The 19,339-nt window shown below is 67.9% G+C and carries 16 protein-coding genes; 5 read left to right on the forward strand and 11 right to left on the reverse strand.

All coding sequences use genetic code 11. The features are described 5' to 3' along the window. Positions 1–58 precede the first annotated feature (58 nt). Entirely contained in the window at positions 59–2,158 is a 2,100-nt protein-coding gene (gene ppk1, locus V6D91_RS11455) for a polyphosphate kinase 1 (protein WP_347320647.1), read from the forward strand. Between the two features lie 104 nt (positions 2,159–2,262). On the opposite strand, the gene ppx is transcribed toward ppk1, so the two are convergent. Continuing rightward, positions 2,263–3,762, reverse strand: a complete 1,500-nt coding sequence (gene ppx, locus V6D91_RS11460) for an exopolyphosphatase (protein WP_347320649.1) — start codon at positions 3,760–3,762, stop codon at positions 2,263–2,265. 44 nt (positions 3,763–3,806) lie between these two features. Further along, positions 3,807–4,310, reverse strand: a complete 504-nt coding sequence (gene sixA, locus V6D91_RS11465; RefSeq protein WP_347320651.1) for a phosphohistidine phosphatase SixA — start codon at positions 4,308–4,310, stop codon at positions 3,807–3,809. Between the two features lie 269 nt (positions 4,311–4,579). On the opposite strand from sixA, the gene V6D91_RS11470 reads away from it, so the two are divergent. From V6D91_RS11470 to rpoS, 3 genes are all read left to right on the forward strand, one after another. Continuing rightward, positions 4,580–5,656 carry an ATP-binding protein gene (locus V6D91_RS11470; protein ID WP_347320653.1) on the forward strand — a complete coding sequence of 359 codons (1,077 nt, stop codon included), beginning with the start codon at positions 4,580–4,582 and terminating at the stop codon, positions 5,654–5,656. Positions 5,657–5,738: 82 nt separating this feature from the next. Then, on the forward strand, positions 5,739–6,374 hold the full coding sequence (locus tag V6D91_RS11475; protein ID WP_347320655.1) for a response regulator: 636 nt from the start codon (positions 5,739–5,741) through the stop codon (positions 6,372–6,374). A 295-nt stretch (positions 6,375–6,669) separates the two neighbouring features. Next, positions 6,670–7,491, forward strand: a complete 822-nt coding sequence (rpoS, locus tag V6D91_RS11480) for an RNA polymerase sigma factor RpoS (protein ID WP_347320682.1) — start codon at positions 6,670–6,672, stop codon at positions 7,489–7,491. 462 nt (positions 7,492–7,953) lie between these two features. Here the strand turns inward: rpoS and dauA are convergent, their stop codons facing one another. The 9 genes from dauA to V6D91_RS11525 all read right to left on the reverse strand — a co-directional run bounded on the left by dauA (position 7,954) and on the right by V6D91_RS11525 (position 18,117). Beyond that, the gene (dauA, locus tag V6D91_RS11485) at positions 7,954–9,693 is read right to left on the reverse strand and encodes a C4-dicarboxylic acid transporter DauA (protein WP_347320657.1); all 1,740 of its coding nucleotides are present in this window, start codon (positions 9,691–9,693) and stop codon (positions 7,954–7,956) included. 114 nt (positions 9,694–9,807) lie between these two features. Beyond that, the gene (mdoH, locus tag V6D91_RS11490) at positions 9,808–11,856 is read right to left on the reverse strand and encodes a glucans biosynthesis glucosyltransferase MdoH (RefSeq protein ID WP_347320659.1); all 2,049 of its coding nucleotides are present in this window, start codon (positions 11,854–11,856) and stop codon (positions 9,808–9,810) included. Beyond that, positions 11,856–12,341, reverse strand: coding sequence for a hypothetical protein (locus V6D91_RS11495; RefSeq protein WP_347320661.1), 486 nt, complete (start codon positions 12,339–12,341; stop codon positions 11,856–11,858). The genes mdoH and V6D91_RS11495 overlap by 1 nt, the downstream gene beginning before the upstream one ends. 118 nt (positions 12,342–12,459) lie before the next feature. Further along, positions 12,460–13,974, reverse strand: coding sequence for a glucan biosynthesis protein G (locus V6D91_RS11500; RefSeq protein WP_347320663.1), 1,515 nt, complete (start codon positions 13,972–13,974; stop codon positions 12,460–12,462). A 52-nt stretch (positions 13,975–14,026) separates the two neighbouring features. Continuing rightward, positions 14,027–14,533: a hypothetical protein gene (locus V6D91_RS11505; RefSeq protein ID WP_347320666.1), complete on the reverse strand. Its 507-nt coding sequence runs from the start codon at positions 14,531–14,533 to the stop codon at positions 14,027–14,029. Between the two features lie 124 nt (positions 14,534–14,657). Continuing rightward, entirely contained in the window at positions 14,658–15,275 is a 618-nt protein-coding gene (locus tag V6D91_RS11510) for an ABC-type transport auxiliary lipoprotein family protein (protein ID WP_347320669.1), read from the reverse strand. 29 nt (positions 15,276–15,304) lie between these two features. Continuing rightward, the gene (locus V6D91_RS11515) at positions 15,305–16,225 is read right to left on the reverse strand and encodes an MlaD family protein (protein ID WP_347320672.1); all 921 of its coding nucleotides are present in this window, start codon (positions 16,223–16,225) and stop codon (positions 15,305–15,307) included. Continuing rightward, positions 16,226–16,987, reverse strand: a complete 762-nt coding sequence (locus V6D91_RS11520) for an ATP-binding cassette domain-containing protein (RefSeq protein ID WP_347320675.1) — start codon at positions 16,985–16,987, stop codon at positions 16,226–16,228. Then, the gene (locus V6D91_RS11525; RefSeq protein ID WP_347320678.1) at positions 16,984–18,117 is read right to left on the reverse strand and encodes an MlaE family lipid ABC transporter permease subunit; all 1,134 of its coding nucleotides are present in this window, start codon (positions 18,115–18,117) and stop codon (positions 16,984–16,986) included. Before V6D91_RS11525 ends, V6D91_RS11520 begins: the two co-directional genes overlap by 4 nt. 66 nt (positions 18,118–18,183) lie before the next feature. Between V6D91_RS11525 and rluB the strand changes: the two genes are divergently transcribed. Next, on the forward strand, positions 18,184–19,206 hold the full coding sequence (gene rluB / locus V6D91_RS11530; protein WP_347320680.1) for a 23S rRNA pseudouridine(2605) synthase RluB: 1,023 nt from the start codon (positions 18,184–18,186) through the stop codon (positions 19,204–19,206). The last annotated feature ends 133 nt before the right edge of the window (positions 19,207–19,339 follow it).

The following is a 19,339-nucleotide window of genomic DNA, read 5'->3' on the forward strand; positions in this document are numbered from 1 at the left end:
GATCGAACAATAAGTTTTTGAACAAACTTAATATTAACCTGAAATTTTTTGCAAAAACATGACGCCTGAATCCCCGGCCGAAACATCCCTTGATACCACCCTGCCGCCGGTCATCAATCGCGAGCTGAGCCTTCTGAAATTCAACCGTCGCGTGCTCGAGCTGGCGATGGACGAGGCGGTGGCCCTGCTCGAGCGCTTGCGCTTCCTGTGCATCTCGTCGAGCAACCTGGACGAGTTCTTCGAGGTGCGCGTCGCGAGCCTGATCCAGCAGCTGCGCGCCGGTGTGACGCGCGCCGGGGAGTGCGGCATGACCCCGGCCGAGCAGCTTGAGAAGGTCTACCACGAGGCCCATCTTTTGGTGGCGGACCAGTACCGGGTGTTGAACGATGTGATGATCCCGGCCTTGCGCGAGGCGGGCATCCGCTTCGTGCGCCGCACCCACTGGAACAAGGGGCAGGCGGTCTGGGTGCGGGAGTACTTTTTGAGTGAGCTGGCGCCCGTGCTCACCCCGCTGGGGCTTGACCCCGCGCATCCCTTTCCACGCGTGCTCAACAAGAGCCTCAACTTCGTCGTCACCCTCGAAGGGGAGGACGACTTCGGTCGCGAGGGCCGGATGGCGGTGGTGCAGGCGCCGCGCAGCCTGCCGCGCATCGTGCGCATGCCAGAGCCGGCCGGGAGCGGTCCGCATGACTTTGTCTTCCTCAGCTCGATCATCCACGCCCACGTGGACGAGCTGTTCCCCGGCATGAAGGTGACCGGCTGCTACCAGTTCCGCGTTACCCGCAACAGCGACCTGCTGGTCGATGTGGATGTGGACGAGGATCTGCTTGAGGTGCTGCAGGGCGAGCTTCTGGAGCGCAACTACGGCGATGCCGTGCGGCTCGAGGTGGCGGACAACTGCCCGGACGAGGTGGCGGACTACCTGCTCGAGGAGTTCGACCTCTCCCGCCGCGCGCTGTTCAAGGTCCACGGTCCGGTCAACCTCAACCGCCTGGTGGCGGTATATGACCTGGTCGAGCGCGGGGAGCTCAAGTTCGCGCCCTTCACCCCCGGCATGCCGCGCGAGCTGGCGGGCGTCGAGAGCATCTTCGATGCCATCGCCAAGCACCGCCGTATCCTCATGCACCACCCCTACCAGTCCTTCGCCCCGGTGGTGGATTTCATCCGCCAGGCCGCGCAGGACCCGAAGGTCGTGGCGATCAAGCAGACCCTCTACCGCACCGGCAGCAATTCGGCCATCGTTGATGCGCTGGAGCAGGCCGCGCGCGCGGGCAAGGAGGTCACTGCGGTGATCGAGCTGCGCGCCCGCTTCGATGAGGCCGCCAATATCAATATGGCGACCCGCCTGCAGAAGGCCGGCGCCTATGTCGCCTACGGCATCGTCGGCTACAAGACCCACGCCAAGATGACCCTGGTGGTACGGCGCGAGGGGGACACCCTCAAGCGCTTCGTCCACCTCGGTTCCGGCAACTACCACGCCGGCACCGCGCGCGCCTACACGGATTATGGCCTGCTGACCGATGATCGGCAGATCGGTGAGGATGTGCACAAGCTGTTCGTTCAGCTCACCGGCCTCTCGCGCGGGATCCGGCTGAAGAAGCTGCTGCAGTCGCCCTTTACCCTGCGCGAGGGCATGCTTGAGCGCATCCGGCGCGAGGCCGAGCATGCCCGTGCCGGCCGCCCGGCCCTGATCCGCGCCAAGATGAATGCGCTGATCGACCCGAGCATCATCCACGCCCTGTACGAGGCCTCCACGGCGGGGGTGCGGATCGAGCTGGTGGTGCGCGGCATCTGCTGCCTGCGGCCGGGGGTGCCGGGCATGTCGGAGAACATCCGCGTGCGCTCACTGATGGGGCGCTTTCTCGAACATGCCCGCGTGTTCATGTTCGCCAACAGTGGCAACGCGGAGGTTTTCATTTCCAGTGCCGACTGGATGCCGCGCAACCTCTACTCGCGCGTCGAGACCTGCTTCCCGATCGAGGAAAAGGCCTTGCGCGAGCGGATCATTGACGAGGTGTTCGAGTTGGCCTTTGCCGACACCAGTGGCAGTTGGGAACTGCAACCGGATGGCGAATACCAGCGGGTTCGGCCTGCCTCGGGCGAGGAGCCGCGGTCGGCGCAGCGCATCCTGCTCAAGCGGCTGGCCCAGGCGAGCTAAGGACAGGCTGAACAACCTGGAATGTGGTACGTCCCCTCCCCCTGGTGGGGGAGGGATGGACCAAGGGCTGGGGGTGAGGGACGCTGGGTGGCGCTGCGCGGGGCTCAGCGGAAGCTGAGGCGCAGCTGAGGGGCCAGGTACTCGGCCTCGCGTTCGAGGTCGGAGCGGGTCAGGGGGTGGCGCTCCAGCCACTCGGGGGGGAAGTGCAGGCGCAGCGCGTTGCCGGCGGCCTCCATGGCAAGCATGGGGATGCCCTCGCGCGGCGAGCGCGAGCGGTGGAGGGTCACGGCCAGGCGCAGCAGGGCGGCCAGACGCAGGTTGGCGTCGCGCCATTCGTCCGGCTGGTCGTTCAGCCAGCTCTTCTTCAGCTTGCGCCGGTGGGCAAGCACGATGGCGGCCAGGCGCTGCTGTTCCTGCTGGGTGAAGCCCGGCATGTCGGCGTAACGCAAAATGTAGGCCCCGTGCTCGTGATAGCCGCTGTGCGCCAGCATCATGCCGACCTCATGCAGCAGGGCGGCCTTGTGCAGCACCTTGCCATCCTGCTCGGGGTCCAGGTTCCAGTCCTCGCGTACCAGTTCGAACAGGCGCCGGGAGGTCTCGGCCACCCGCTGGGCATGGGCGCGATCCACGCGGAAGTCGCGCTGCAGCCGTTCCAGGGTGGCGCTCCGGACATTGTTCCCGCTCATGCGGCCGACGCGGTCGAAGATCAGCCCCTCGCGCAGGGCGCCCTCGGAGATGTGCATGGTGTCGATGTCGAAGGCGTCGAATACCGCCTGCATCACGACAAAGCCGCCGGCGAACACCGGGCGGCGTTCCTCGCTCAAACCGGGCAGGTCGAGCTGCTCCATGCGCCCGGCCTTGATCAGTGCCTTGCGGATACGGGCGAGGCCATCGGCCGTCAGTTGTCCGGCTTCGCACCAGCCGCTGGCCTGGCACACCGCCGCCAGGGCCTTGGCCGTGCCGGAGGCGCCGACTGCGCGTTGCCAGCGGTGGTGACGGAAGGCGTATTCGTAGGGGCGGGTTTCGAGCCGCGCCTCGCTTTCCGCGCGCTTGAGTGTCTCGCGGGTGTAGAGTCCATCGGCCAGGAAGCGGCGGGTCATGCTCACACACCCCAGTGGCATGCTCTCCATGAATTCCGGCGTGAAGCCCCGTCCGATGATGACCTCGGTGCTGCCCCCGCCGATGTCCACCACCAGCCGCTTCTCGTCCGTCTCAAGGTCGGTATGCGCCACGCCAAGGTAGATCAGGCGGGCCTCCTCGCGCCCGGCGATGATCTCGATCGGATGGCCGAGGGCCTGCTGCGCCTTTCTGAGGAATTCGGTGGAGTTTTTCGCCTGGCGTAGGGTATTGGTGCCCACCGCGCGCACACTGCCGCGCGGCATGTCGCGCAGGCGTTGGCCGAAGCGGGCCAGGCAGCCCAGCGCGCGCTCGGTGGCCTCCGGGCTGAGGTTGTTGGCCTCGTCCAGGCCGCCACCGAGGCGCACCATCTCTTTGAGGCGGTCCACCACCTGCACCTGGCCGTCCGGCAGAACGCGCATCACCACCATGTGAAAACTGTTGGAGCCGAGGTCGATCGCGGCCAGCAGGCTGCCTGAGTCGGTCATGCGGAAGGTTTCCAGCCTTGGAATTAACGAAATTATAGTCTCGCTTAGCCGAGGGCGCGCAGCACGCGCGGCGGCAGGAAGGCGGTCAGGCGGGCGCCGGCAGGGCGGAGGGTGTCGAGCTCGAGGATCGCCACGCCCCCTTTGCGGAAGGGCAGGGTATCCAGGCCGGGATCGCCGTGCACCAGCAGGGCGAGCAGGCCCGAGAGGTGAGGTTCATGGCCGATCAGGGCGATCCGCTGGCCATCGTCGAGGGACTTGAGCCAGGCGAGGGTGGCCGCGGGATCGGCATCGGGTTCAAGCTCGGGGGTGGTCTCGACGCGCAGGTCGGGATAGCGCTCGAGCAGCAGTTCGGCCGTCTCGCGGGCCCGCAGCAGCGGGCTGCTGAACAGCCGCTCGGGGCTCTCCAGCACACGCCGCAGGCCGCGCACTACCCGGCGCATTTTGGTACGGCCTTCCTTGGTCAAGGGTCTGTCCTCGTCGGGCAGGCCGCTGCGTGCCCACTCCACTCGGTCGCCCGCCGGGGCGTGACGGATCAGGATCAGTTGCATGTCGGTCCTCCTGCATATCGGCTTGCAAGCATAGGTCAGGGCGCATGTCATTGTCCCGCTCTATGAGGTTGCGGGGCGAGGCGGTAAGAAGGTGCAGCCCGGGTAGGTTTATCTTGTATGCTGGCGAGACGATCCTAGCCTTTTGTGCCCCCCCGATCATGACCGTTGCCTTTGATGACGAAAATCCGCGCGCCCGGAGCGCCGTGACTGGCGTGTCGGTCCGCGATGTTGCTCCCCCGTGGATGGCAGGCGATGAGGGCTATCGGGGCATGCTGGAGAGGATCCCCGGCATCGTCTATGCCGTTGCGCCGGATGCGCCGGGCCGCATGCTCTACGTCAGCCCGCAGAGCGAGGTCCTGTTGGGCTACACGGCCGGGGAGTGGCTGCGGGATCCGGGGTTCTGGCAGCGGGCGATCCATCCTGAGGATCGTGAGAGGGTGCTGGCGGTCCATGCGGAGGCGCATGCCGGGCGACGGTCGCTGGCCTGCGAATACCGGATGCAGGCCCGCTGCGGGCGGGTGGTATGGCTGAGCGACGAATGCTCGCCGGTGCTGGACGGGGACGGCCGGCTGCTCTGCATGCAGGGGCTGCTGCTGGATGTGACCGAGCGTCGCCATGCCGAGGCCGAGATGCGGGAGTGGCACGAGGAGATGGAGCGCCTGGTGGAGTTGCAGGTCGCAGCCCAGACCGCGGCTGCGATTGCCCACGAACTGAATCAGCCGCTCAATGCCATCGCCTCCTACAACGCCGCCGCCCTGCGCCTGCTGCGTGCCGGGAATCCGCAACCGGAGCGCCTTCAGCATGCCTTGGAGCAGGGGGCAGAGCAGGTCCAGCGGGCCGGGCGGAGTATGCGCGACCTGCTTGCCCTGCTGCACAAGGGGGAGACACCGACGGAAGGGGTCTATTTGAATGCGGCAGTGCGCGAGGCCGTGTCCATCCTGGTGGCCGACGGCTACATCGACGGGGTCAAGGCCGTGGTGGACCTGGCGCCGGACCTGCCGCGGGTGAGGGCCAACCGCCTGCAGGTGCAGAAGGTGCTGGCCAATCTGCTGCGCAACGCGGTGGAGGCGATCCACGGTTGCGGCCGTGCGCGCGGGGTGGTGAGGGTGCGCACCGATGTCGCGGAAGGCATGGCACGGGTCTGCGTGGAAGATGACGGCCCCGGCCTCGACCCGCAGGCGTTCCAGCGGGTGTTCGAGCCCTTCTTCACCACCAAGGCCCATGGCATTGGCATGGGGCTGGCTATCAGCCGGGCCCTGATCCTCGCCCATGGGGGCCGCATGTGGGTGGAAAACGCGGCCCCGCACGGCTGCCGTTTCTGTTTCACCCTGCCGCTGGCAGAGTGAGTAGGGGTTATCACGTATTCATCAACCCCGTTCCCGGCGGTTAAGGTTGCGTCCCTCTCCTCCAGAGACGCCTGTCCCGCCGATGATGTCCAGCCCGCCCAAGGTCTACGTGGTCGATGACGATGCTGCCGTACGCGATGGTCTCGTGCTTCTGCTCGAGAGCGCCGGCTTTGCGATCGACGTCTACGCCAGCGCCGGCGAGTTTCTGGAGGCTGCGCATGCCATCCCTCCCGGCGCCTGCCTGCTGCTGGATGTGCGGATGCCGGACATGAGCGGTCCTATGCTTCAGGCCGAGCTCGCCCGGCGGGGCATCGACCTGCCCATCATCTTCCTCTCCGCCCATGGCGATATCCCCACCGCGGTGCAGGCCATCAAGGCCGGTGCGGTGGACTTCCTCACCAAGCCGGTCGATGGCGACCTGCTCATCCAGCGGGTCCAGGCGGCGCTGGCCATGTCTTCCGCGGACCCGCGGCGGGGGGCGGCGAACCGCAGCCGCTGCGCCGGCGTGGCCGGCCTGACCGCGCGCGAGCGCGAGGTGATGCGCTTGGCCGTGATGGGGCACGCCAATAAGGAGATCGCCCAGCGGCTGGGCATCAGCCACCGCACGGTGGAAATCCACCGCGCCCGCGTCATGCGCAAGACCGGGGCGGCCAACCTGGTCGAACTCGTTCACCTGGCGAAGGACTGCGCGAGCGAGCTCGAACAGGCTGGCGCCTGACCCTTCGCGGGGTAGGTGTTGCCACGTATACCCCTCCCTCTGCGCACCCCTTACATTCCTCTCCATGCCTACGCGACCGCCTGCCAGTGGTTGGCCGGGCGGCGTTTCGTCGAACGATGGTTTGTCTGATGGAGTTGAGTTCATGGCCGATATCCGCGCTGCGGAAACAGGGGATGAGGACCCCATCCTGCTTGACGAGGCGATGGGGCCGGAGGCGAGTCCCGATTAGGACCCGGTCGACGCACCTGCCGAGGCCGTCTTCGCCGCCGGCGCCTACGGCGCGGAGGGGCCGGACATCACCCGCTTCTATCTCAACGAGATCAGCGGCCAGCCGCTCCTCGACGCGGACGAGGAGGTTCGTCTCGCGCGCTTGGCACGGCAGGGGGACAAGGTGGCCCGCCAGCGCATGATCGTCGCCAACCTGCGCCTAGTGGTCATGATTGCCCGCCGTTACCAGCACCGGGGGTTGGACCTGAACGACCTGGTGGAGGAGGGCAACCTCGGCCTCATGCATGCGGTGGAGAAGTTCGACCCTGAGCGCGGTTTCCGTTTCTCCACCTATGCCACCTGGTGGATCCGTCAGAGCATCGAGCGCGGGCTCATGAATCAGGCACGCACCATCCGCCTGCCGATCCATGTCGCCAAGGACATCGGCGGCATCCTGCGCACGGCACGGAACCTGAGCCAGAAGCTGGGTCACGACGTCGGCGCCGAGGAACTGGCCCAAGCCCTTCACCGCCCCGTGGAGGAGGTCCGGCGTGCGTATGAGCTCAACGAGCAGCCCCTCTCGCTCGATGCGCACATCAACCAGGACACCGATCAGCCGCTGCAAGACCTCATCCCCGACGAGCACAACGTCAACCCGGTCGAGCAGTTGGCGGAGGAGGACGTGAGCGAGCACCTGTTGCAGTGGCTCGAACAGCGCGACGAGCGCCAGCGCGAGGTGATCGTCCGCCGGTTTGGGCTGCTTGGCCACGAGCCGCAGACCTTGGAAGAAGTGGGGCAGGCCCTCGGGCTGACCCGCGAGCGGGTGCGGCAGATCCAGATCGAGGCCCTGCGCGGCCTGCGCAAGGCCATGGAGCGCGACGGCTGCGGACGCGAGGCGCTGCTGGACTAAAGCGTCTACAAAAGGGTTTTCTGGACAGGAGGCTCCCCTCTCCCTCAGGGAGAGGGGCTGGGGGTGAGGGCTGCCCCCGCGGGAGTGCGTTCTTTGAACGACCGTTGGAGGCTTGATTTCGCCCGCCTCAACCCTTTGGACTTCGTAAGAAGTGTTCGTTGAGGCGGGCGAGCCCCTTTTCTTGCTCGTCCAAGAAAAGGGGCGAAAAGAAGGACGCCCCCGCAAGCCCGCCCGCCTGCGGCGGGTGCCCGTGCCGCCAGGTCGCGCAAGGGGGCCGCTTTGACGCGGCTTCCTGCCGCGGCAAAGCTGAACCGGCCCTCCATGGCCGGTTCACCCCCTTGCCCAACATGGCGTCCCGGCGGCCTTGAGGGGGGGATTTTTCCCTCACCCCCTACCCCTCTCCCAAAGGGAGAGGGGAGTCCAGAAAACCTTCGTTTGCCAACATCCTGCTGGAGCAGGGCGCTACTCTGCCTCGCGCTGCGCCTGGCGTAGCGCGGCGGCGGCGAGGGCGGTCTGGGTGGCATCGGTGGCGAAGGCCAGCCGCCCCGGTACGTCATGCAGGCCGGCCTTGCGCAGGGGGCGGTACACCGCCGGGTGCATGCCGCTCAGAACCACGCCGATGCGCCGGTCGTGCAACCGGCCGAGGGCCGATTCGAGGGCGTGGATGCCGCTCATGTCCAAGGTGGGCACGTGGGTGAAGTCGATGATGATCACGCTGGCCTCCTTGTGCTCGCGTGCCGCGCGGTCCAGCGCGGCGAAGGCCTGTTCGGCGGCGCCGAAGAACAGTGGGCCGTTAAACTCGTAAAACACCGCCCAGTCCGGCAACTCGAACGGCATCGGCTCGCCGCGTCCGCGTTCGCGGCCGCCGGTGAGCTTGGCCATCTGGTGCATGAAGATGAAGGCGGCCAGCACCATGCCGACCCCGACCGCGGCCACCATGTCGATGAAGATGGTCAGGCCGAAGCAGGTCAGAAGCACGGCCACGTCGGTACGCGGGGCCACCTTGACCATGTGCATGAAATGGGGGGCCTCGCTCAGGTTCCAGGCGGTGAGCAGCAGGATGGCGGCCAGGGTGGCCATGGGCACATGCGCAAGCCAGGGTGCGAACACCACCACCGCAAGCAGGATGGTGAGGGCATGGAAGACGGCGGCCAGAGGCGAGCGGGCGCCGGCGCGCACATTGGTGGCGGTGCGGGCGATGGCGGCGGTGGCGGTGATGCCGCCGAAAAAGGGCGCGGCGAGGTTGCCGATGCCCTGGCCGACCAGTTCTGCGTTCGGATCATGGCGGGTGCGGCTCATGCCGTCGGCCACCACCGCGCACAGCAGCGACTCGATCGCCGCCAGCATGGCGAGCGTCAGCGCCGGTACCAGCAGGTCGCGCAGCAGGGGCCAGGACAGGCCGACCGGTTGGCCGGAGGCGTCCGGCAGGGTCCAGGGGAGGACGAACTGTGGCGCGAACGGCGGGATGCCCGCGCCGCTCTGGCCGGCCATCTCCCAGTGGAACTTGTCGCCGAGGGTGATGGGGTCGAACGTCGGCCACAGCCACTGCAGGCCGTAGGCGGCGAGGCCCGCCAGTACCAGCGCGGCAAGCTGGCGCGGGATGGGGGTGCCCAGGCGATTCCAGAAGATGAGCACGAGCAGGGTGAAAAGGCCGGTGGCCACATCCGCCCAGCGCGCGGTGGGCAGGGCGGCGAGCAGGACTTGGAGACGGTCGAGGAAGTGCTCCGGCATGGCTGGCGTGGTGAGGCCGAGCAGGTCCTTGATCTGCAAAAAGGCGATCACCACGGCGATGCCGGAGGTGAAGCCGAGCACCACGGGGTAGGGGATGTACTGGATCAACTGCCCCAGACGCAAGAAGCCCATGACGATCAGGATCACCCCGGTCAGCAGGGTGGTGACCAACAGCCCGCCCAGGCCGAATTTGTGCACGATGGGGATGAGCAGGACGATGAAGGCCGCCGTGGGGCCGGAGACATTGAAGCGCGAGCCGCCGAACAGGGCGATCAGCGCCCCGGCGATGATGGCGGTGTAGAGGCCGTGCTGGGGTGGAACGTCCACGGCTATGGCCAGTGCCATGGCCAGGGGCAGGGCCAGCATCCCGAGGGTCAGGCCGGCCATCAGGTCGGCACGCAGATCCCCGCGTCCGTAGCCGCGCAGGCTCTCACGCAGGGCGGTGGCTATGGGCCAGGAGGATGGGGTCACGTTTGCTCTCCTTGGGCTGGCAGCCCGATGGCGATCCGCGGTTCAGGGGGTGTGGGGTACCCTCGCCGCTTGATCGGCCCGAGGTCGGGCCGCTTACACGGTCGGTGAATGCCCTCAGGCATTCAGGCCGGGCACCGGCCAGTATTTCTTGAATGCCACGTCCGGCAGCGACCAGACGCGCTGGTGCAGGGTGTGCATGGCGTCCAGGTCGTTCAACAGCTCCGCCCGTTCGGCCGGGCTTAGCTGCGCCGGTCCTTCGTGCAGGGCCTTGTCCATCATCCAGGCGCGCCGCAGGCGCACGCTCTCCGGCAGGTTGCGGCGCGGCTTGAGGAAGGCGGCGTGGATGGCATTGGCGATCGGCTCGACCACCGCCAGCACGAAACCATCGACATCGCCGAGCTTCTCGCGCTCGGCCTGGTACAGGGCAAGTCCCTTGCGGTACTCGGCCAGTTCCGGCGGGGCGCTGACCTCCTCCGGGGTGATGAACAGGCGGGCGGCGCGGGCGCGGCGGCCGAGCGAGCCGAGGCTGGTCAGCCGGGCGAGCGGGATGGACAGCACCAGGCCCGCCAGCACCGGCGAGAGCCAGGCGAAGAACACCGGGCTCGCGTACCAGGCCGCCACGCCCCAGACCAGCCCGAGTACGGTGGTGGTGCCGTAGTTGCTCGCGGCCTCGCGCCAGCTCATGACGAACTCGCCGCGCTGCTGGGTGCCCCAGGCCACGGTCTTGTTCATCAGGGTGAGGATGATGAAACGGCTGTGGAACACCATGCGCACCGGGGCGGACAGGGCGGAGAGCAGGGTTTCGAGCAGCACGCTTGCGCTCACCCCCAGCCGCCCGCCGAACTGCTCGGCGCGCGCCTTATCGCGCAGGGTCATGGCGAGGCTGAGGATCTTAGGCAGGAACAGCAGGCCGAGGGTGACGTAGAACAGCTTCAGGGCCATCTCCACGTCCACATGGGCATGCTCGGGGGCGAGCCAGGCCAGCAGGGTGGTGAGGATCAACAGGCCAAACCACAGCAGGGAGCCGGCATAACTCATGATGCCGTTGATCAGCAGAAAGCGCTGCATCGGCGGCAGGCCCTCGGCGATCATCACGCCGGCATGCTGCAGGTTGCCCTGGCACCAGCGGCGGTCGCGCTTGAGGTCGTCGGTGAGCGAGGGCGGGTACTCCTCCCAGCTGCCGCCGAGGTCATAGGCCACCCACACCTCGAACCCCGCGCGGTTCATCAGCGCCGCCTCGACGAAGTCGTGGCTGAGGATCTCCCCGCCGAATGGCTTGATCCCCGGCATGCGCGGCAGGTTGCAGTGGCTCATGAACGGGGCGATGCGGATGATGACGTTGTGGCCCCAGTACTGGCCATTGCCCAGCCACCACCAGGCGAGGCCGGCGGCGAACATGGGCGAGTACAGCCGGCCGGCGAACTGCTGGATGCGGGCATACAGGGTGTCCATGCCCTGCGAGAAGGGCAGGGTCTGGATGATGCCCACGTGCAGGTTGCGCTCCATGGCCTGCACCATGCGCACCAGGGTCTCGCCCGACATCACGCTGTCGGCATCCAGCACGATCATGTACTCGTGCTGTTTCCCCCAGCGGCGCAGAAAGTCGATGATGTTGCCGCTCTTCTTCTTCACCCGGTACTTGCGGCGGCGGTAGAAGATGCGTTCGAAGCCGTCCACCTCGCGGCACAGGCGCGCCCAGGCCAGTTCCTCGTCCACCCACTTCTCGGGCTGGCTGGAGTCGGAGAGGATGTAGAAACGGAAGTGTTCCAGTTGGCCGGTGGCCTTGAGCGAGAGGAAGGTCGCGCGGATGCGGGCGAACACCTCGTCGGCATCCTCGTTGCAGATCGGCATCACCACCGCGGTGGAGGCCAGCGGGGTGGGCTTGCCGTCCAGGCGGGCGTTGAGGGTGCTGATCTTCAGCCAGTCGCGCCCGGTGAGGGTCAGCCAGAAGCCGATCAGCGCGGTCCACAGCCCGATCCACAGCCAGGCAAACAGGATGGCGAACAGGCCGAGCAGGAGCATTTCCAGCAGGTGCCGGCCGCCGAAGGGCAGGGTGTTGCTCAGCGTCCAGGTGCCGATCAGGGTGGGGAGGAGGACCAGGATGGCGAGCGCGAGGCGGCGGTCGCCGGCAATGGTTTGGATCTCGTCGGGGCGGATGCGCATCAGGAATCCCGGGTGTCTTCGTTCAAGCCAAGCAGGCGGGAGAGCAGTCCTTCGGGGGCCGGGCGAATCTCCGCCGGGGAGACCACCGCGCGCCGCACCTCTGGCATGGCGGCCCCGCCGGTCCAGCGGAAGTGCTTGCCTTCGTGGGAGAGCTGCAGGGCACCCCAGGGGACGGCGCGCCAGGTGCATTCGGTGCAGGTGGAGTGGCGCCAGACCGCCACCCGCCAGGCGGCCGAGCCGGTCATCTGGTCGGCCGGGATCACCCCCTGGGTGCGGGCGACCTGACGGCTGAGCAGGGCATGCACCTCGCGCATGGAGGCGACCAGGGGCAGCTCATCCTCATGGGCGCGGGCGCGTTCGATGATGGCCGTGACCATCTCCTGGCGCACCTTGGCCGGTACCAGCATGGCACGCAGATAGGTCTCCACGCGCCGCTCGGCCTCGGCCCAGGCGCTCGGCAGGTCCTGAAAGGGGGAGTGGGGCACGATCACCAGTTCCTTGATGGAGTGTACTGAATCTTAATTCTAGCAGGGCGCGAGCCCCGTCAGCGCGGAGGCGAGCGCGTTGTAAAAGGGCAAAGAAGCCCTTTTGCAGCCCTCTGGATCAGGGCGGGTAGGCCGCGCTCCAAGTCTCGCTCAGCACCGCTTCGCCGCGCTTGAGGAAGGCACGCAACTCGGCGGTGCCCTCGCTGGGCGGTTCGACGAACAGAGTCAGACGCCAGCCTTGGGTGTGGGGGTTGGGCTCCAGCCTCTGGCTGCGGATCCTCCCCGCCCCCTGAAGGCTGCTGACGGCCTCGACCTCGCCCGGCGCGCGCAGGCGCGCAAGGTCTCCGCCAGCGAAGTCGATGACGTAGCGCACCACGCCCTGGTTTTCCGGCAGACGCTCGGTGTTGGAGGTGGACAGGCGGGTGGCGATGACCCGCGCCCCGCCGGGCAGGCCCGCATCGTCCTTCAGCCAGCGCATGCGCCAGGCCAGGCGCAGGCTCTGCCCCGCCTGCAGGGGCTGGGCGGGGACGAAGTAGGCGACCACATTGTCGAGGGTGCTGTTGTCGCTCGGCAGCCGCACCAGCTCTACCCCGCCCGCGTCCCAGTCGCCCATGGGTTCGATCCACAGGCTGGGGCGATCTTCGTAGCGCCACGCCAGGTCCTGATAGTGGTCGAAGTTCCGGTCGCGCTGCATCAGGCCGAAGCCGCGCACGTGGTCGGCGGTGAAACGATTGATGCGGAGCTGTGGGGCGTTCTCCAGCGGACGCCACAGCCATTCGCCGCTGGCCGCATGGATCAGGAGACCATCGGAATCGTGCTCCTCCGGGCGAAAGTCGCCGAAGGTGTTGCCGGTCGCCTCGCCGTGCAGAAACATGCTGGTCAGCGGGGCCAGGCCGAGCTTGCGGATGCCTGTGCGGGCGTACAGGCGCGCCTCGACCTGCATCACCGTCTCGGGGCCGGGCTCGATGATGAAGCGGTAGGCCCCGGTGAGGCTTGCGCTGTCCATGAGGGCGAGCACGGTCAGCTTCTTGCTGCCGGTGGCGGGCTGCTCGATCCAGAAGTCGGTGAAGGCCGGGAACTCCTCGCCCTTCGCCTCGGCGGTGTCGATCGCCACGCCACGCGCGGAGAGGCCGTAATGCATGTTCTGGCCGAGCGCGCGGAAATAGGTGCCGCCGAGGAACACCGCCATCTCGTCCATGCTGCCGGGGGCATTCAGGGGGGTGTGAATGCGGAAACCCGCCCAGCCGAGATCCTTGGGTACCCGTCCCTCGAACGGCAAGGAGCCATAGTCGAAGTCCTCGGGGCGGAACGGCAGGGGACGCGCGCGGCCCTGCTCGATCAGGTGGATGCGCACGGGGCGGGTGTAGTGGTGCCCGGGGTGGAAAAACTGGAGCTGAAAGGGCAGCCCTTCTTTGCGCCACAGGGCCTGTTCGGGGCGGAAGCGGATCTCGCGGTAATGGGCGTAGTCGAGCGAGGTCAGATATTCAGGGACTTGGGAGACCGGCGCAACATACGGCTTCTTGGCCAGCTGCTCGGCCTGGCGGGCGACATCGTCCAGACCGAAGGCCAAGGCGGCCAGCGGCGCGCACAGCAGCAGGCCCAGGGCCAGCAGGGTGGGGAATGGGCGGCGCATGATCGTGGTGGGTGGAGGTTTTCGGACGGAGGTCCAACGGGCGTTCATTCTCTCAAGGCAGGGTGATCACTGCAAAGCCCTTCGGGGCTCGGCCGATGATGGAGTTGAAGGTGTTGCCGACGACCTGGACCCAGGGCGGGAGGGTGTCGGCCTTGACCCCGTGGCCGCGCATGGAGATGGCGCAGGCCTCCATCTGCACCCCGGGGCGGGCGGCGAGGCGGGCGAGCCGCTCGCGCACCTGCCCGGCATCGACGGACTGCTCGAACGGCAACAGTTCGGCCTGCTCGCTCAAGATGCGCACCGAGCCCTCACGGAAGGCGAAGACCATCTCCGGCTTGATCTTCTGACGTAGCAGGTCATCCCACGTTTCCTCCACCAGGGCGATGTGGGCGTTCAGGCGCGCAGGGTCGGCGGTGGTCACGTCCCACACCACACGCGCGGTCTTGAGTCCTTGGAGGGCGACGCGATCATCGGGCTTGTCGACGGCGTGGGAGGCGGCGGCCAGGGCCAGGCCCAGGCCCGCGGCGAGCAGGAGGTGTTTGAGCAGGCGTGTGGTCATGGACGTTCCTCCCCTGGGGTGATCAGCCCTTCCTGCCTGAGGCCGCTGCGCGGTACGGCGCTCAGTTCATCCTGGCTTTGCACCCCTCGGGCATCCTGCCCGAGGCCGCTACGCGGTACGGCGCTCAGCTCGGGGTGTGGGTGCGGCAGAAGGCGATGATGGTGGCGATGGCCTCGCGCGCGGCCTCGTTGGCGGCGGCCACGGCACCGGGCGCATCCGCGCTGAAGGCCGGGCGGACGATTTCGAAGCTGTGGGTGGCCAGCACGCGCGCGGTCTTGGCCTCGACCAGCTGCACGCGCATGGCCAGCCGCACCTCGCTGCCCTGGGTCTGGCTTGGATCGCGGATGATGTGCTCGAGGGCGGTCAGTTCACTGTGCAGGCGCAGGTCGGCCGGCAGGCGGGCCGAGGGACCGAGCACCACGCGGTAGAGGCCGGCATCCTCCAGCGCGCGGGCCATCAGGTCGCCCAACATCTCGGCGGGGGGCTCGGCCCAGCGACTGCGGTTGTAATAGTCGATCCGGTAGGGGGCGCGGCGATAGGCGATCTGGTCGGTGTCGAAGCTGGTTGAGGCGATCGGCTGCAACACCTGCAGAGTCAGGGGGGAGGGCGAAACAGGAGCGGCGGGGATGGATAGTGTGGGTTCCAGCCGGTAGCTGGTCTGCGGTGCCGGTTTTTCCGGCAGGATGCCGCAGCCGGCGAGCAGGCCGGCGAGGGCAAGGGCGGGAAGGAGGCGGAGCATCATGGTGGTCATGGCCGAAATTTGAAGGGAAGTCATTGTTCGCCCGGGCCGGGTTCCTTGGCGGGGGCGCCGCGCAGGAGTTGGGCGGGGTCGCGCCGGAGGCGGCGCGCGAGGTCCTCGATCACGCCCGTGGCGGACTCGACCTGGCGCAGCAGGTTGTCCAGGCCGGGTTCCATGCCACGCCGCATCGCGGTGATTTCCTGCTGGGTGGCGCGCGAGACCTCGCCCACAGTGCGGCTGGTCTCACGGAAGGTCGAGGCGGCGGTGCGCACCTCCTCCAGCGTGCCTTCCAGCTGGACGAGGGTCTCGGGCAGGCGTTCGAGGGTCTCGGCGCCGGCACGTGTCATGCGCTCGCTGTTGGCCAGCACCTCGCTCATGCGCCCGCGCTCTTGGGCCAGGGTCTCGCTGAGGGTGGCGAGGTTGCGGATCAGGGTGGCGAAGGCGGCGCGGTTCTCTTCGTTGAGCAGGTCCTGCAGTTGCAAGGCGATCCGGTCGAGGTTCTCGAGGTTGCGGCTCACCGCCACGTCCAGCCGGCGCAGCAGCGAGGGGGCGGGAGGGATGAGGGGCGGCGCACCGTCCGGGCCGGGGCGCAGGTCGGGTGCGCTTACCGTGCCGCCGGTCAGTTCGATGAAGGCCAACCCCGTCACCCCCTGGGTGGCGATGGAGGCGCGGGTGTCGGTCTTGATCGGCGTGCCCTCCTCGATGTCCAGCAGGATACGCACCTGCTCGGGGTTGTCGAGATGGAGCTGTTTCACCCGGCCGACCTCGACCCCGCGGTAGCGCACGACGGTGCCGGGATTGATGCCGGAGGCGGATTCGCTGGTGAGGAACATGTAGGGCGTGTAACGCTTGGTCTCGATGTCCGCGCCCAGCCACAGTCCCAGGCCGATCAGGGCGGCGGTGAGGGCGATGACGAAGGCGCCGACGGCGGCATAGGCGACGCGGGTTTCCATTTAAGCGGCACTCTCCAAGGGACGGGTGCTGAAGTATTCTCGCAGTTCAGGTTCGTCGCGGCGCGCCAGTTCCGCCGCGGGGGCCATGGCCAGCACGCGTTTGCGGGCGAGGAAGGCGACGCTGTCCACGCCGTGCCAGATCGAGTCCAGGTCATGGGTGATCTGGAATACGGTCAGTCCCAAAAGCTCGCGCAGTTCCAGCACCAGCGCGTCAAAGGCGCGCGCCCCGACCGGGTCGAGACCGGAGGTGGGCTCGTCGAGGAACAGGATCTCCGGGTCCAGGGCCAGGGCGCGGGCCAGCGCGGCGCGCTTGACCATGCCACCGGACAGCTCGCTCGGCCGCTTGTGCGCGGCATCCGCGGGCAGTCCGGCGAGGCGGATCTTGAGCATCCCCACCTCCTCGCGCAAGGCGCGGGGCAGGGCGGTGTGCTCGACGAGTGGCAGGCAGACGTTCTCCAGCACGGTGAGCGAGGTGAACAGGGCGCCCATCTGGAACATCACCCCGAGACGCAGTTGCAGGGCCTGGCGCTGGCGCAGGCCGAGGCGGTCGATGTCCTGGCCCAGGATGCGGATGCGGCCGGCCGTGGGGCGGGTGAGCATGATCAGGTTGTTGAGCAGCACGGTCTTGCCGGTGCCGCTGCCGCCCACGAGGCCGATGACGCTGCCGCGCGGCACCTTAAGGTCGAGGCCCTCGTGTACAGTCTGGCTGCCGAAGCGGTTGGTGAGGCCGCGGACCTCGATGGCCAGGTCGGGGGGCGTCACAGGTCCAGCTCCCGAAACACGATCGAGAAGATCGCGTCGAGCACGATCACCCAGAAGATGGCCTGCACCACGCTGGAGGTGGTGGCCTGCCCCACCTCGGCGGCGCTGCCGCGCACCTTCATGCCCTCGTGGCAGCCGATCAAGGCGATGACGGCGGCGAACACCGGTGCCTTGATGAGGCCGACCCAGAGATGGGTGTTTTTCATCTGCTCCAGACGGTCGAAGGCGACGGAGAGGTCGAGGCCGAACATCTCGTGCGAGACCAAAAGCCCGCCGAACAGCCCGGCGGCGTTGGCCAGCACGGTCAAGAGTGGCAGGGCGATGATGAGCGCGAGGATGCGCGGGATGACCAGCATCTCGATGGGTGGAAGGGCCAGGGCGCGCAGGGCGTCCACCTCCTGCGTGACGCGCATGGTGCCGATGCGCGCGGCATAGCTCGACCCGGTACGGCCGGCGATGACGATGGCGGTGATCATCGGCGCCATCTCGCGCAGGGTGACGATGCCCACCATGTCCGCGAGGAAGATGTTGGCACCGAAGCGGTCCAGCGTCGCGCCCGCCTGGTAGGCGATCACCACGCCGATCAAAAAGGAGAGCAGGGCGACGATGGGAATCGCGAGCACCCCGGCGGCGTGGATCTCGTTGATCACGCTCGCCCAGCGCACCTGCCAGGGGCGCAGCAGCAGGGGGGCGGCGTGGCGCGCGACCTCGCCGGTGAAGGTCAGGATGGCGTAGAAGTGGCGCAGGATGGCCAGGGTCACCTCGCCCAGCCTCGCCAGCGGGGTCAGCGGTTTCGCCGCGGCGGGGGGCTGGAGTGGGCCCGGGCGGCGCACCAGTTCCAAAAGCTCGCGGTGCCGCTGTGGGAGGGCGGAGATATCGACCGTCCCGCCTGCGTCTTCCAGCCGCTCGATCACGTGCAGTAAAAGCAGCGCACCGGCGGTGTCCATGCGGGAGATGCCCGCGGTGTCCAGCCGCCAGGGACGCGCTTCGGGGAAGGCGATGGTCAGCCGGCGGGCGAGGGGCCCTGCGCCATGCGCGTCCCAAGCGCCGCCGGCGGTGAGCACGCCGGCCGCGCCCTGCCAGTCCAGGGTCGCCATGTCGCGATCGCGGGGTGAGAGATCCTTGTGCATGGGGGAAGCATAGCACCGGTGCCGAGCCTGCCACGGTGTATCATTTCCTGATTCATTCGAGGTTACATGATGCAAGGCGAACGCTTACAGAAGGTGCTTGCGGCCTGGGGACTGGGATCGCGCCGTGCGATCGAGGCATGGATCGCCGAAGGTGTGGTGACGGTCAACGGTCAGGTCGCCACCCTCGGCACGCGGGTGCTGCCGACCGACCGCATCGAGGTGCGTGGTCAGCCGGTGCGTCCCCGCGCCGAGACCTTCACCCGCCGCGTGCTGATCTACCACAAGCCGGAGGGCGAACTGACCACCCGTTCCGACCCCGAGGGGCGGCCGACCGTGTTCGAGAGCCTGCCGCCGATCCGCGATGGGCGCTGGATCACCGTCGGTCGGCTGGACTTCAACACCTCGGGGCTGCTGATTGTCACCAACGACGGTGAGCTGGCCAACCGCATGATGCATCCCTCACGGGAACTGCTGCGTGTCTATGCCGCGCGCATCTTCGGCGAGCTGACCCCGGTCATGCGCAAACAGCTGCTCGACGGGGTGGAGCTGGAGGACGGCATGGCGCGCTTCGAGTCGATCGTCGATGCGGGCGGCACCGGCATGAACCACTGGTACCACGTGGGGTTGCGCGAAGGGCGCAACCGCGAGGTACGGCGTATGTTCGAGGCGGTCGGCCTGACTGTCAGCCGCCTGATCCGCATCCAGTACGGCGATCTCACCCTGCCGCCGCGTCTTAAGCCCGGCAAGTGGAAGATGCTGAGCCCGGAGGAGGTCGATGCCCTGGCAGCGAGCCTCGGCATGGAGGTGAAGCGGGCGGCGCCGACGCCCCCGGCGCGCGGCCCGCGCCGTCCGCCGGACGGAGGACGCGGCCAATCCGCCTCGCGCCGGGCCGAGGCGCGCCCGGCAGCAACAGAGCGCAAGACCTTTGTGGTGCGCGAGGGGAAGGCGGTGCGTGTCGAGCCGGAACCCGCGCCGGCGCGGACGCCCAAGGGTAGCGCCCCGCGTGATCGTGCGGAGCAGCGGGAAGGGCCGGGACGCGGACGGCCGGGCGAGAAACCAGGTGGCCGGGCTCCGCGCAAGCGGGGCTGAGGGTGTCCAGAAAACCAAGGTTTTCTGGACAGGTTTCCCCCTCTCCCTCAGGGAGAGGGGTTGGGGGTGAGGGGTGAATCCCCCTTGGGGTCGCCATGGCCGGGGCTGTGGAGACCGGGTGAAAGGGCCATGG

Origin of the sequence: Thiofaba sp. EF100 (genome assembly GCF_039822285.1) — a bacterium.
Classification (GTDB): Bacteria; Pseudomonadota; Gammaproteobacteria; order Halothiobacillales; family Halothiobacillaceae; genus Thiofaba.